The organism is Salinicola aestuarinus (assembly GCF_003206645.1).
Classification (GTDB): domain Bacteria; phylum Pseudomonadota; class Gammaproteobacteria; order Pseudomonadales; family Halomonadaceae; genus Salinicola; species Salinicola aestuarinus.
The window spans coordinates 153,874-167,096 of sequence record NZ_PZJP01000017.1 but is presented as its reverse complement, the minus strand read 5'-3'; the positions used below and the strand labels follow the sequence as shown (position 1 = coordinate 167,096).

The following is a 13,223-nucleotide window of genomic DNA, read 5'->3' as shown; positions in this document are numbered from 1 at the left end:
GGGCAGACCGGTGACGACGATGCTGGCGATCAACGACGGTTGCTCGCTAGGCTCATCTGGCGGCCTTGGACATACGGCTTGGGTGCGGTCGAATGCGACATCCGGGGTGGCAGGATCGAGTCATCACCCACTGGTGACGAGCGACGGATGACGCTAACTATGCTGAACATAGACTGAATATTAGTCACTTGATAGGGAATGGAGATGCCGGATGAGTGGGAAGTCATGTTGCTGCATCTCGGGCTGGCCTGGGGAGCCGGCAGCCTGATCGGGCTTGAACGCACCTTTCATGGTCGGCCTGCGGGTTTCCGGACGCACGCGCTGGTCTGCATCTCCTCGGCGCTATTGATGATGGTCACGGTCTATCAGTGGCAGTGGCTGGGCACTGACGTGCCGGAAACGACGATCCGTACGGATCCGACGCGCATGGCTCAGGGGATCATGACGGGTATCGGCTTTCTCGGCGCCGGTGTGATCTTCAAGGAGGGGCTTACCGTTCGTGGACTGACCACGGCGGCGTCGATCTGGATTACCTCGGCGCTCGGCATTCTCTACGGCATCGGGTTTCTCTTTCCGGCAGGGGTCGCCACGATCGCCACGCTGCTGACGCTATCGCTGTTCCGGCTGATCGAGAGGCGGATTCCCGCGCGCCTCTTTGCGCGTTGCACGCTGCGTTTCGCCGAGAAGGAGGCCATGGCGGAACCCGAGATTCATGCGCTGATGCGATCTCAGGGTTTCCACGTCGACAACATGAGCTACCGCGCCCGCGACAGTGGCCAACTCTTTGAGTACATCCTCATCATGCGCACCCATGATCGGGCCTATCTGGCATCGCTGGCCGTTGCGTTGAGAGCCTTGCCAGCCTTGCGTGAGTTTCAGCTCACACCGATGAGTGAATGATGTCGACAACGCTTGTCATCGCGGTATCAGGCGCTAGAGTGGGCGCTTCCCACAGGGTCCTCGAGGTTGTGATGCAGGTCGGAAAACGCCCGCCATTCTGGATATTGATGGGGGCGATCATGCTTTCGCCGCTTGCCATCGACATCTATCTGCCCGCCTTGACCGCCATGGCGCGTGAGTTCGAGCGCCCCTTTGCGGCGCTGCAGATCACGATCACCCTGTTTCTCCTGAGCGTGGGGCTCGGGCAGATACTGGTCGGCCCGCTGGCCGATCGCTACGGGCGGCGACCGGTGCTGCTCTCGGGCGCTCTGCTCTACTTCGCCGGGGCGCTGACCGGGCTTCTGGCGCCGAGCATCGAGGTGCTCTACCTCGCCCGCGTGCTGCAGGGGTTTGGCGCTTGCGCCGCGATCACCGTCGCGTTCGCCGCCATCCGCGACAGCTACTCGCCGGAGCAGGGCGCAAGGCTCTACAGCTATCTCAACGGGTCGCTGACGTTGATTCCCTCGGTGGCGCCGATTCTTGGCGGCGCGTTGACGGTCGCGTTCGGCTGGCGGAGCAATTTTGCCTTCATGATGGGATTCGCGGCGCTGCTGGCCCTCGGGGCGTGGCGAGTCTTTACCGAGACGCGGCCAATGGATACACCCATTCAGCCGCGGCTCTACCAGTGGCGCCGCTACCGGCCGGTGCTGTTCAACTCGGGCTTTCTCTACCATGCGATCATGGTCAGCGCGATGATGGCGGCGATTCTGGTCTATGTGTCGGCGGCACCGGTGATCGTCATGGACCGGCTCGGCCACCCCGAGTGGGTGTTCAGTCTCTGGTTCGGGGCCAATGCCCTGGTCAGCACCGTCGCGTTCTTCATCGTGCCCCGGCTCATGGCACGTTGGGGGCGTGAACGGACCATTCGTCGGGGGTTACTGGTCGTCAGCGCTGGCGGTGGGCTCATCGCGCTGCTCTACTTCACGCTGCCGCTCTCGGTTGTCGTCTTCATGGCGCCGGTCGCACTACTTTCCGTGGGCTTTTCGATGGTGCTGGGCGCGGCGGCGAGCCTGGCGCTCGAGCCATTCGCGGACCGGGCCGGCACAGCAGCCGCGCTGCTTGGCGCGGTTCAGCTCGGCGGTGGGGCGACCGTCGCAACGTTGATGTTGGCTACGCCGCTACCGCCACAGCTGGCCCTGACCCTGATCTGTACGGGCGGGGGGCTGTGGCTCTGGAGGTTGAGAGCGCGCTACCAGGGCGAGATTCGCTCTCATTGAGCCGGCGGGCCGGTAGCTTGGCAGACGTGGGTCGTCTCAAGGCGATGCGCCTGCCGCCTGAGTCGGCGACGCCCCTGGACTAGACTGGAGGTCGCTGAGTCGCGACGCCGGGTTCAGTCACGAAAACGCAGCGATGGAACCCATCGTTGGCCCGAGACAGGGCACAGCTCCAGAAAGGAAGCGATCGATATGGCCAATCATGGCAAGGAAAGCACCTGGTTGATACTCAACGGGAAATCGGCCCAGCAGCCTGAGATTCGGCAGGCGGTCGACGCGCTGCGCGAGGCGGGCCACGAGCTGACCGTCCGGGTGACCTGGGAAGGGGGGGATGGCCTCTGGCTGGTCGAGGAAGCGGTGAAGATGGGGGCCAAGCGAGTCATCGCCGGTGGTGGTGATGGTTCCATCAATGAAGTCGGTGCCGGCATCATGCGCCTGCCACCCGAGAAGCGGCCCGACATGGCCATCCTGCCACTGGGCAGCGCAAACGACTTCGCCAACGGGCTGCGACTGCCGATGGAGCCTTATCCCGCTCTCGAACTCGCGGTGACCGGTCAGGCGCGGGCCATCGATGTCGGCATGCTCGACGACGAGCCCTTCGTCAACGTCGCCTCCGGCGGATTCGGCGCGGAGATCACGACCTCTACCCCGGTGGCGCTCAAACGCCTGCTCGGCGGCGGCGCGTATTCGTTGATGGGCATGCTCAAGGCATGGAACTACCAGCCTTATGAAGGCCATATCCGGTGGCCGGAAGGCGAGGCGCGGGTGCCTCTTTTCATGCTGGCGATCGGCAATGGCTGTCAGGCAGGCGGTGGCCAGCGATTGGCGCCGTTGGCGAAACTCGACGACGGGTTGCTGGAGCTGCTTTTCGTGCGCCACTTCAACTCGCTCGGCGAGCTCAAACAGATCATCGACGAGCTGGAGAACCTGCCCGAGGACGGCGAGTTCGTGCGCTATCTTCGCGTGCCGTGGGTCGAGTTCGAAAGTGATGGCGCCTTCCCGCTCAACCTCGATGGCGAACCTCGTCGGTTTCGGCACTTTCGGGCGTCGCTTGACCACAATGCGTTATCGCTGGTCGCGCCCGCTGACTGCGAGCTCTTCAACCGCATCTAACGACAAGTTTGTTCAAACGGAGGAATCAGATGGATCCATTCATGCAGGCAGCGATCGACGAAGCGACCGCTGGGCTCGACGAGGGCGGCGTTCCCATCGGTTCGGTGCTGGTGCATCGCGGCGAGATCATCGGGCGGGGACATAATCGGCGTCAGCAGCAGTCCAGCGCGATCTTGCACGGCGAGATGGATGCACTGGAGCGTGCCGGCCGGCAACCGGCTTCGGTCTATCGCGAGTCGGTGCTCTATACGACACTCTCGCCCTGTTCGATGTGCAGCGGGGCGATTCTGCTCTATGGCATTCCAAAGGTCGTGGTCGGGGAAAACCAGACGTTCATGGGAGAGGAAGCCCACCTGCGCGCGCGCGGCGTCGAAGTGGAAGTGCTCGATGACCCAACGTGCCAGGGGCTGATGGCGAGCTTTATCGAGGCCCACCCCGATGTCTGGAACGAAGACATCGGCGAGCCCTGAACGGCTCTCGCCGGTGCGCTGCGTCACTGCGGTGAGCGTCTGACGAGCAGGCAATAAAAAGCCCACCGCAAGGGTGGGCTTCGCTCAAGGGCGTATGGCGTTTAGCCGTTGACCTTGATGTTTGCGGCCTGAAGGCCTTTTTTGCCCTGAGTGACGTCGAAGGAAACCTTCTGTCCGTCCTGGAGGGTTTTGAAGCCTTCCGCCTGAATTTCGGAGAAGTGCGCGAACAGATCATCACCGCCGTCGTCCGGAGAGATGAAGCCGTAGCCTTTAGTGTCGTTGAACCATTTGACAGTGCCAGTTGCCATTGTCGATTTCCTTAACTTGCCTATTGATGTAGCTGGGCGATTCCGGAGAAAAGCCCGAATTGCGCGGTCAGGCGAGGAAGGGAATGCGCAAGAGAAGTTCGACAAGATCGACTACCAGCTAACGCTATTCTACCTGCAAACCTACGCAGCGATGCTGCATGTGACGCTCGGAGCAGGTCAAGCCATGTGGACCTGACGTTGCAGCGTGCGTCTCTGCATCTCGCTCTGAAACCTTAGATGGAAAATCGAGCGACGTCTACAGGCCGGAAGCCGCTTTTTTTCGGGGGGATCGCGACGCCGAGTATGGTTTTATTCACCCTTTCCGAGAAGATGGGCGTTATCTGAGAAAACCATCCCTTCGGGGCGCGAGGCAGCGTTTTACACCGCCGAGTCGACCGATATCGGTAAACGTTACCGCCGGGCGTCGCTTGCGTAGAATACTCGCTTGCGACGAGCCGCCCGTCGGCGCCGGCGCCCCCCCATCGACTAACGACAGCTCAGGAGCTCGGCGTGACGCATCAGGAAGTCGTCATCAACGACACTCACAGCAAGATCATAGGCTACATACTCTGGGTGTTCGGCTTCACCGGCGCCCACCGTTTCTACTATGGTAAACCCGTGACCGGCACCATCTGGTTTTTGACCCTGGGCCTGTTCGGCATCGGCTGGCTGATCGATCTGTTCTTGATCCCCGCGATGGATCGCCAGGCGGACCTTCGCTTCCGCGCCGGGTCGACCAGCTACACGCTGGCCTGGGTATTGCTCACGTTCCTCGGTGTATTCGGTGTTCATCGCCTGTATATGGGCAAGTGGGTCACCGGCATCATCTATCTCTTCACCGGCGGGCTTTTTCTGGTCGGCGTCCTCTATGACTTCTGGACCCTCAACGACCAGATCTCATTGAAGCACGCGCGGCGCGGTCTCTAGCCGGCCGGATGACTCGTCACACGGAGGTGACACTTGTCCGATAAGTTGAATCTGACCGACATTCTCGAAACGCTGGATGAGCGCGTCGAGGATGACACCATTACCCTTGGCGACATCGTCGAGACCTTCGATTCACGCGGCTTCGGCCCGGTGTTTCTGCTGCCGGCGTTGATCGCGGCGTTGCCTACCGGTGGCGTCCCGGGCGTGCCGAGTCTCTGTGGCATCTTCATCGCGTTGATGGCGATCCAGCTGGTGTTGGGCCGGCGAAGCCCCTGGTTGCCCAGGATGCTCAGCGAACGCGGCATCAGCCATGACCGCTGGCATCGAGTCACCGAACGCATCAAGCCGTGGACGCGGCGCGTCGACAAACTGCTCAAGCCGCGCCTGGAGTGGTTGATGGGCGAGGTGGCTCAGCGCCTGCTCGCGCTGCTGCTGGTGGTCCTGGGGCTCGGCATGATTCCGCTCGAGCTCCTGCCGTTCGCGGCAGCCATTCCGGCGCTCGCCATCGTCAGTATGGCGCTGGGGCTGACGGCGGGTGATGGCCTGCTGATGCTGATCGGTCTGCTGGTGACGCTGAGTGGGGCGGCCGGGCTCGCTTTCGGAGTGCTGTAGGGCGCGATGGTCGATGGGCCGGTAATCCTGCCCTGACGGTGAGACGCCACGCTGAGAGCATCAGCGTGGCATCGTCGTTTCGGCACCTGGCTTCGACCGGGGGCCGTGCCGTGCGGGATCAGTTTCTGGCGATGAGCGTTGCGTCGTAACGGCCCTGGCGTTCGGTCGGCGAAAGCATGGCGACGCCCTGGGTATCACCCTGTTTGGCCAGGCTCTCGAAGATCACGCGATAGGCCAATACCGCCTGCACGTAGTCGCGGGTTTCCCGAAACGGGATGCTTTCGACGAAACGGTCGAACTCGCTCGGGGCGCTTTTCAGCCAGCGGTCGACGCGGCCGGGCCCGGCATTATAGGCCGCTGTGGCGGCGATACGATTGCCACGGTAGCGCTCGAGCATCGACTGGATGTAGTGACTGCCCAGTTGAATGTTGAGCTGCGGGTCGAACAGCGCCGACGTCGCCGGCGCGCTGATGCCGAGGTCTCTGGCGACGTGATTGGCGGTACCCGGCATCAGTTGCATCAGACCGCGGGCGCCGACCGGCGACATCGCCTCGGGATTGAAGGCACTCTCACGTCGGGCGATACCCATCAGCAGATAGGGGTCGACCTGATTGTGATCACCCCACTGCAGGAAGGCGTCGCGGTAGGCGGCCGGGAAGCGCCACGGCAGGGCATCCCACTGCTTGGCGGCAATCGTCGTCTGCACGGCCATGGCGTACCAACCCTGGCGAATGGCGTAATCCGCCAGAGCCTCGGCTTGCTCCTCGCTGTCCCGGGCCGCTGCGGTGTACCACTCGCTGCGCGCAAGACCTTCTTCGCCGATACGCATCAGCGCTTCGGTGCGCTTCACCACGGGCAGCATCGAGGTCAGCTCCTGCTGCAGCGTGCTCACTTGGGTGTTGGCCATCTGCAGGTGATAGGGCTCTCCCAAACGGTCGGCGGCGGCGAAGCCGAAAAAGTTGCGCGCTTCGGCGGCGATAGCATAAGCCTGTTGGGCCCTTGCATCGTCACCCATCGCCTCACGGGCACGGCCAAGCCAGTACTGCCAGTGGGCATCCTGACGGGCCTCCGGCGTCAACGTCTCGACCCAGCGCACCACGGTCGGCCAGTGCCCTTCGGTGACGGCGTTACGGATCCGCAGCTCGATGAGATCCGTATCCGCCAGTCGTGGCAGCGTCTCGTCCACCCAGCCCTGATTGTTGTTCACGTCACGAACCATCGAGTAAAAGGCGAGGTCGTGCTCGATCTCGTTGCGTCGCTCCGCTGTCAGATTCACGTGCGGCGCCATCTTGCGCCACGCCTCCAGTGCGGCCTCGGTGTCCGCTCGGGTAAATGCGTGAAACGTCGCCGCGATCAAGGCGCCGCTGGCCTGGCCATCGGGGCCGAGTGTCAGCGGAATATCAGTGACGCCGGCGTAGTTGCCGTGAACGCGTTCGTAGCTGGCGATGGCCGGCTGCCAGCTCGATGGCAGCTGATCCTGCAGATAGCTGACGAGTCGACCCTGACCGCTCTGCCAGGCCAGCATCATCCGCGCCCAGGTATCCTCGTCGGTCAGAACACCACGGCGGCTGAGCGTCCCGAACAGCGTATCGCAGGCGTCGGGCTGCGAGCTGCCCACGTGCCAGAGTGCGTCGCCGCCTTCGGCGGCCCGGCCCGGGTCGCGCTCGAGCAGGGCGGTGTAGTAGTAGCACTGGCGTATCGTCCCCGACGGCTCGCCATCGCTGATCGCGAGGAGGTCGTCGAAGCGACCGAGCTGGCCGAAACGCGTCTGCGCGGTGCCGCGCATCCAGATCGCGAGCGGGGAGTCCCCGTAGCGCACGATAAAATCGTTGACCTCGTCAGCCGACGCTGAAGACAGCCGGGCTTTCAACCGGTGATACTCGACGTAGCCGGCGAGCACGTGGTTCTGGATCGCGCCTTGATCGATATCACCAAAGCGGTGATCGCGGGCCGCGTCCAGCGCGCGCTTCATGACGCGATCCTCTTGGGTGGCGCCAGTCGTTGCCGCCTGTAGCGTCAGACTCACGCCACAGGCAGTCAGACTCAAGGCACCGGCAAGGCACCAGCGCAACCAGCGTTGACGCGTGAACATCGGGGGCATGGCTCTACTCTCTATCGTCGTCTTCAGTCGTCGTCTTTATCGGCCAGCGCTGCACTCAAGCGGCGATACGCCATCGGTTCTCGATACGCCATCTATTCTAGTAGTCACTGCGGCCATCTCGGGCTCATGCCCATCCGCTGGCGACCCAGCGACTTTCGTTCCCGGCACTCTCCGGGCTCGATTCGGTGCGCAGGGAGTGGGGAGGCACCCAGTGTGGCATCTTCGCAGCGAGATGGAATCTTGTCGCTGTCGTCTCCCTATCTCGACTATCTTGCGGCGATGATGCGTTGAGCGTTACCACCACTGGAGTTACCTATCATGAATCCCTTGCGTCTGTTCTCGCAGTTCTCGCGACTCAAGCAGCGCGGCGGCGCGCTGGCCCGGATCGGCCGTGCCTTTCGGATCTTCGGGCCGATGACCGTCGATGTCGTCAAGGGCCGCTATCGTCCCGTCCCCTGGTCGGCGTTCGCCTGGATGGCACTCGCGCTCGTCTACTTGGTCTCGCCGTTCGATCTGATCCCCGACTTCCTGATGATCATCGGCGTCATCGACGACATCTTCATCGTCGGCTGGCTGCTCACCCGTGTCGACCGGGCGTTGGCGGGTTATCGCCGCTGGAAGGGCATCGAGGTCGACTTCGAGGAAGACTCGGACGGCGCCAAGTGACTGTCCTCGACGCTGTCGTCGTCATTGCCTTTCCTCCCGGTGTGGCTGGCCATCTCACCGCCGCTCGGGGCGGGAGTGGCGATTGGGGGCGCCGGCAGCCAGCGAGGAACTCGGCACGGCGGCGCCCTAGCGACGGTTGAAATCCATCGGCCCAGCCCCATATCCCTTGTCGTCTTCATTTCGTTCAAGCTTTATTTCGAAATCGCGTCAAGAGGCCCGTCAATGACTACCGCCACCCATCAAGAAGAAACGCTCGGCTTCCAGACAGAGGTCAAGCAGCTGTTGCATCTGATGATTCACTCCCTGTACTCCAACCGGGAGATTTTTCTACGCGAGTTGATCTCCAACTCGGCGGATGCCTGCGACAAGCTGCGCTACGAAGCGTTGGAAAACGACGCCCTCTACGGTAGTGATGCCGAGCTCCGCGTCGAGATCGAGCACGATGCCGAGGCCGGCACGGTGACGGTTCGCGATACCGGTATCGGTATGAGCCGCGAGGAAGTGATCCAGAACCTGGGTACCATCGCCAAGAGTGGGACTTCGGAGTTCCTCAAGCAGCTTTCCGGCGAGAAGCAGAAAGACGCCAAGCTCATTGGTCAGTTCGGTGTCGGTTTCTACTCGGGCTTCATCGTTGCCGACGAGATGGTCGTCCGTACCCGGCGCGCTGACGCCGAGCAGGGTGTTGAGTGGCGCTCCAAGGGCGAGGGTGAGTTCACGATCGGGGAGATCGACCGTCCTGAGCGCGGCACCGAGATCGTCCTGCACCTGAAAGAGGATGCCAAGGAGTTCGCCGACGACTTTCGCCTCAAGAATCTGGTTCGCAAATACTCCGATCACATCGATGTGCCGGTGCGCATGCCCAAGGTCGAAAAGGCCCAGGATGACGAGGGCAACGAGATCGAAGGCAGCGAGACCGTTAGCTGGGAGACCGTCAACGAAGCGACTGCGCTCTGGGTACGCCCGAAAGCGGAGATCAGCGACGACGAGTACAAGACGTTCTACAAGCACATCTCCCACGACTTCAATGATCCGCTCACGTGGAGCCACAACAAGGTCGAGGGCAAGCTCGAGTACACCAGCCTGCTGTATCTGCCGGCTCAGGCTCCGTTCGATCTCTATCAGCGCGACGGTGTCCGCGGCCTGAAGCTCTACGTTCAGCGCGTCTTCATCATGGACGACGCCGAGGCGTTCCTGCCGCTCTACCTGCGCTTCGTGAAGGGCGTGCTCGACTCCAAGGATCTGCCGCTCAACGTCTCCCGCGAGCTGCTGCAGAAGTCACCGCAGGTCGATTCGATGAAGTCCGCGCTGACCAAGCGTGCACTCGACATGCTCAAGAAGCTGGCCAAGGACAAGGACGCCTACCAGACGTTCTGGAACACCTTCGGCAGCGTGCTCAAGGAAGGCCCGGCGGAAGACTACGCCAACCGTGACAAGATCGCCGAGCTGCTGCGTTTCTCCACGACGCATACCGACAGCACGACTCAGGATCAGTCGCTGGCCGACTACGTGTCGCGCATGAAGGACGGTCAGCAGAAGATCTACTACATCGTCGCTGACAGCTTCAATGCCGCGAGCCATAGCCCGCACCTCGAGATCTTCCGCAAGAAGGGGATCGAAGTGGTGTTGCTGCATGATCGCATCGACGAGTGGCTCATGAGCCATCTCACCGAGTTCGATGGCAAGTCGCTGGCCGACGTCGCCAAGGGCGACCTCGATCTCGACGATATGGCCGACGAGCAGGAGAAACAGGCGCAGGAAGAGACCGCGAAAGCCAAGGAAGATCTGGTCAAGCGCGTCAAGCAGGCGCTGGGTGAGGACGTTCAGGAAGTGCGGGTGACGCATCGGCTGACCGATTCGCCGGCCTGCGTGGTGCTGCCCGAGCATGAGATGGGCTTCCAGATGCGCCGCCTGATGGAAGCCGCAGGTCAGGAGCTGCCGGAAGTGAAGCCCATTCTCGAGCTCAACCCGGAGCACGCGCTGGTTAGCCGGCTCGAGCAGACCGATAGCGGCAGCTTCGACGACCTGGCACGTATTCTGCTCGACCAGGCAGTGATTGCCGAAGGCGGCCATCTCGATGACCCGGCAGCCTACGTCAAGCGGCTGAACACGCTACTCAGCGTGTAAATGCTCGCCGTCCCCCCCGAGCGGCCATCACGTCGGCTCGATCACCGGCCGGTCCCCTGGGGCCGGCCGGTTCGTTTTATAAGGGCGAACGCTTGCACGGTTTTTCCTCAAGTGCCGCCGCGTTCGCTGTTAACCTGCTGCCACTATGGCAAAGAGGGAGCGGAAATGTCGCGATCCTCCGTTAAGTTCTCACTGATTCGTGGAAGTGCCGAACGTCTTTCGGGGCGACGCGCGAGCGGCTCACCTCGCCTCGCTGACCGTGGCCGGCAACTGGCATTGGCTCTGGGGCTGGCAGTGGCCCTCGGTAGTGTGTCGTTTCCCGCGCTGGCAGAAGCCGGGTCGCCCGCGGAAACCGCCCCGGTACTGAACGGAGAGGTTCAGCTTCCGGCACTCGACCCGGTCGATACACTGCCGGACCTGCGCGACGTCAAAGCCGGCCCCAAGCGCAAGGCCGCCTTTCTCGAGCTGATGGTGCCCTTGGTGCAGGCCGAGAACGCGCGTATCCAGGCAGATCGGAACTGGCTGGTCGGCATCGCGACCCGGGTGAACCCGCTGCGGCATGACGAGAAGCGCCGGCTGGCGACGCTCTGCAACGACTACGGCGTCGACTATGATGGCGGCGCGGTGCCCCGCGAACTGCTCGCGCGGGTGAATACCGTGCCGCTGGAGATGGTCGTCATTCAGTCCGTGGAAGAGTCCGGCTGGGGCACGTCGCGCATCGCGCGCCAGAGCAATAACGTCTTTGGCATGCGCTGTTTCAGCGACGGCTGTGGCATCGCCCAGCAGGGCACGTCGCGGCGCTTTCAGGTCTTCGACACGGTTCGAGACGGCGTGCGCGCCTACCTGCACAACCTCAACACGCACCGGGCCTACGCCCAGTTACGCCGCGAGCGCAACCGGCTGGCGCTGCAGGGCAAGTCGATCTCTGCCGAGCGCCTGATCGATACCCTGCACAATTACTCCACGTCGCCGGACTATCAGAGTCAGCTACTCGGCCTGTTGCGAACCAATGGTGATCTCATTCGTCGCCATGGTGTCGAAAGCGGCCAGGCGCCTGCGTTCTCTCATCGCCCGGTCTGACATGCCGAGATACAGCAAGCGGTGACTTTTCGACTCCTCGCCGGTTTACGTTAGACTCAAAGTCTTTCACGCACGCCGAGGAGATCGCCATGGCTCGTGACTCATCTTTCGAGTCGTTGACCTTCGACAACGTCTGGTCCCGCTTTCCCGATGACTTCTTCGCTCGCGTTGCGCCCACCGCCCGAGTGGACACCCAGTTGCTCGATGTCAGCCCCACCGGTGCCCGCGCCCTCGGTCTCGAGGCTGACGCGCTCGGTGGCGAGACCCTGACCGCGCTGCTTAGCGGCGAACGGCTCCTGCCCGGGATGGACCCGCTGGCGCAAAAGTACACCGGGCATCAGTTCGGCACCTACAACCCGGCACTCGGCGACGGCCGCGGACTGCTGCTGGGCGAGGCGATCACCCCCAACGGCCCGATGGATCTGCACCTCAAGGGCGCGGGTCAGACCCCTTACTCCCGCTTCGGCGACGGCCGAGCAGTGCTGCGCTCGTCGATTCGCGAGTATCTCGCCGGCGAGGCGATGGCGGGGCTGAAAATTCCCACCACGCTGGCCCTGGCGGTGGCGGTCAATGGCGAGAAAGTGATGCGCGAGCGGGTCGAGCCAGGCGCCACACTGCTGCGTCTGGCCCAGAGTCACGTTCGCTTTGGCCACTTCGAGTGGCTCTATCAGCAGCAGCGCACCGAGGATCTGGAGTGCCTGCTTCGGCATGTCATCGACCGCCACCGTCCCGACCTGGCTCAGCACGAGGCGCCGTTCGAGTCGATGTTCCAGGACGTGGTGACGCGGACAGCCGAGCTGATCGCTCGCTGGCAGGCTTACGGCTTCGTGCACGCCGTGATGAATACCGACAACATGTCGATACTCGGGCTGACGCTCGACTACGGTCCCTACGCCTTCATGGACCGCTTCGAACGCGATCTCACGCCGAATCACACCGACGCTACCGGACGCTACGCCTTCGATCAGCAGCCGGGGGTCGCCTTGTGGAACCTCAGCGTGCTCGGTCAGTCGCTGACGCCATTGATTGCCACCGAGCGACTGCGCGAGATTCTCGACACCTACGAGCCAACACTGCAGTCCGCCTACGCGATCCTGATGCGCGGCCGCCTGGGGCTAGAGACCGCTCAGGACGATGACGGTGAGTTGATCGATAGCTGGCTCTCGCTGCTCGAGACGTCGCGCGCGGATTTTCATCGCAGCTTCCGTGCCTTGAGCGATCAGGATGTCGCCGGTGGTGTGTCGCTGACAGAAGAGATTCCACACGCCGACCGCGATGCCTGGCTTGACCGCTACCGTGAGCGGCTCGCGTCGGAGAATCGGAGCGACACCGAGCGCCTGGCGGCCATGCGTCGCGTCAATCCGCTCTACGTGCTGCGCACGCACCTCGCCCAGCAGGTGATCGAATCCGCGGCTGAAGGGGATGCCGGGCCGCTGCGCACCTTTCGCACCCTACTGGCATCGCCCTTCGAGGCGCGGCCCGGTATGGAGGTCTGGGCCGAGGCGCCGGCAGCCAGCGCGCCACCCGTGGTGCTCTCCTGCTCATCGTGAGTCGCGAAACGCCGCGCGTCGCGGCTGGCGCTTCCTGCGATCGCGCGAACCTGAGTCGCCCGGGCCGCAAGGCGAGGGCGTGAAGGGCGTGCCTCGCTCTGCTGCGCGGATGACGCGGC

12 protein-coding genes are annotated in these 13,223 nt (G+C 63.0%); 10 read left to right on the top strand and 2 right to left on the bottom strand.

The features are described 5' to 3' along the window. The first annotated feature begins 204 nt into the window (after positions 1-204). From DOM41_RS16095 to DOM41_RS16080, 4 genes are all read left to right on the top strand, one after another. The gene (locus tag DOM41_RS16095; RefSeq protein WP_110688049.1) at positions 205-900 is read left to right on the top strand and encodes an MgtC/SapB family protein; all 696 of its coding nucleotides are present in this window, start codon (positions 205-207) and stop codon (positions 898-900) included. A gap of 71 nt (positions 901-971) precedes the next feature. Further along, positions 972-2,156, top strand: coding sequence for a multidrug effflux MFS transporter (locus DOM41_RS16090; protein ID WP_223161007.1), 1,185 nt, complete (start codon positions 972-974; stop codon positions 2,154-2,156). 189 nt (positions 2,157-2,345) lie between these two features. Further along, on the top strand, positions 2,346-3,266 hold the full coding sequence (gene yegS, locus DOM41_RS16085) for a lipid kinase YegS (RefSeq protein WP_110687867.1): 921 nt from the start codon (positions 2,346-2,348) through the stop codon (positions 3,264-3,266). 29 nt (positions 3,267-3,295) lie between these two features. Next, positions 3,296-3,736, top strand: a complete 441-nt coding sequence (locus DOM41_RS16080; protein WP_110687866.1) for a nucleoside deaminase — start codon at positions 3,296-3,298, stop codon at positions 3,734-3,736. Positions 3,737-3,837: 101 nt separating this feature from the next. Here the strand turns inward: DOM41_RS16080 and DOM41_RS16075 are convergent, their stop codons facing one another. Further along, positions 3,838-4,044: a cold-shock protein gene (locus DOM41_RS16075; protein WP_110687865.1), complete on the bottom strand. Its 207-nt coding sequence runs from the start codon at positions 4,042-4,044 to the stop codon at positions 3,838-3,840. 510 nt (positions 4,045-4,554) lie between these two features. Between DOM41_RS16075 and DOM41_RS16070 the strand changes: the two genes are divergently transcribed. Beyond that, a complete protein-coding gene (locus tag DOM41_RS16070; RefSeq protein ID WP_110687864.1) occupies positions 4,555-4,971 on the top strand; it encodes an NINE protein in 417 nt (138 codons plus the stop codon). A gap of 33 nt (positions 4,972-5,004) precedes the next feature. Continuing rightward, on the top strand, positions 5,005-5,583 hold the full coding sequence (locus tag DOM41_RS16065) for an exopolysaccharide biosynthesis protein (protein ID WP_110687863.1): 579 nt from the start codon (positions 5,005-5,007) through the stop codon (positions 5,581-5,583). A 118-nt stretch (positions 5,584-5,701) separates the two neighbouring features. Here the strand turns inward: DOM41_RS16065 and DOM41_RS16060 are convergent, their stop codons facing one another. Then, positions 5,702-7,684 carry a transglycosylase SLT domain-containing protein gene (locus DOM41_RS16060; RefSeq protein ID WP_245391880.1) on the bottom strand — a complete coding sequence of 661 codons (1,983 nt, stop codon included), beginning with the start codon at positions 7,682-7,684 and terminating at the stop codon, positions 5,702-5,704. Positions 7,685-8,002: 318 nt separating this feature from the next. Between DOM41_RS16060 and DOM41_RS16055 the strand changes: the two genes are divergently transcribed. The 4 genes from DOM41_RS16055 to DOM41_RS16040 all read left to right on the top strand — a co-directional run bounded on the left by DOM41_RS16055 (position 8,003) and on the right by DOM41_RS16040 (position 13,104). Continuing rightward, positions 8,003-8,350, top strand: coding sequence for a YkvA family protein (locus tag DOM41_RS16055; protein ID WP_110687862.1), 348 nt, complete (start codon positions 8,003-8,005; stop codon positions 8,348-8,350). Between the two features lie 222 nt (positions 8,351-8,572). Continuing rightward, on the top strand, positions 8,573-10,474 hold the full coding sequence (htpG, locus tag DOM41_RS16050; RefSeq protein WP_110687861.1) for a molecular chaperone HtpG: 1,902 nt from the start codon (positions 8,573-8,575) through the stop codon (positions 10,472-10,474). A gap of 165 nt (positions 10,475-10,639) precedes the next feature. Then, a complete protein-coding gene (locus tag DOM41_RS16045; RefSeq protein ID WP_157956964.1) occupies positions 10,640-11,554 on the top strand; it encodes a glucosaminidase domain-containing protein in 915 nt (304 codons plus the stop codon). An 89-nt stretch (positions 11,555-11,643) separates the two neighbouring features. Continuing rightward, positions 11,644-13,104, top strand: coding sequence for a protein adenylyltransferase SelO (locus DOM41_RS16040; protein WP_110687859.1), 1,461 nt, complete (start codon positions 11,644-11,646; stop codon positions 13,102-13,104). The last annotated feature ends 119 nt before the right edge of the window (positions 13,105-13,223 follow it).

Bases quoted from the DNA above. Each gene is read 5' to 3' on its own strand.
- DOM41_RS16095 (WP_110688049.1), top strand. From the start codon at position 205: ATGCCGGATGAGTGGGAAGTCATGTTGCTGCATCTCGGGCTGGCCTGG.
- DOM41_RS16060 (WP_245391880.1), bottom strand. From the start codon at position 7,684: ATGCCCCCGATGTTCACGCGTCAACGCTGGTTGCGCTGGTGCCTTGCC.
- DOM41_RS16055 (WP_110687862.1), top strand. From the start codon at position 8,003: ATGAATCCCTTGCGTCTGTTCTCGCAGTTCTCGCGACTCAAGCAGCGC.
- DOM41_RS16075 (WP_110687865.1), bottom strand. From the start codon at position 4,044: ATGGCAACTGGCACTGTCAAATGGTTCAACGACACTAAAGGCTACGGC.
- DOM41_RS16040 (WP_110687859.1), top strand. From the start codon at position 11,644: ATGGCTCGTGACTCATCTTTCGAGTCGTTGACCTTCGACAACGTCTGG.
- yegS (WP_110687867.1), top strand. From the start codon at position 2,346: ATGGCCAATCATGGCAAGGAAAGCACCTGGTTGATACTCAACGGGAAA.
- DOM41_RS16090 (WP_223161007.1), top strand. From the start codon at position 972: ATGCAGGTCGGAAAACGCCCGCCATTCTGGATATTGATGGGGGCGATC.
- DOM41_RS16045 (WP_157956964.1), top strand. From the start codon at position 10,640: ATGTCGCGATCCTCCGTTAAGTTCTCACTGATTCGTGGAAGTGCCGAA.
- DOM41_RS16080 (WP_110687866.1), top strand. From the start codon at position 3,296: ATGGATCCATTCATGCAGGCAGCGATCGACGAAGCGACCGCTGGGCTC.
- htpG (WP_110687861.1), top strand. From the start codon at position 8,573: ATGACTACCGCCACCCATCAAGAAGAAACGCTCGGCTTCCAGACAGAG.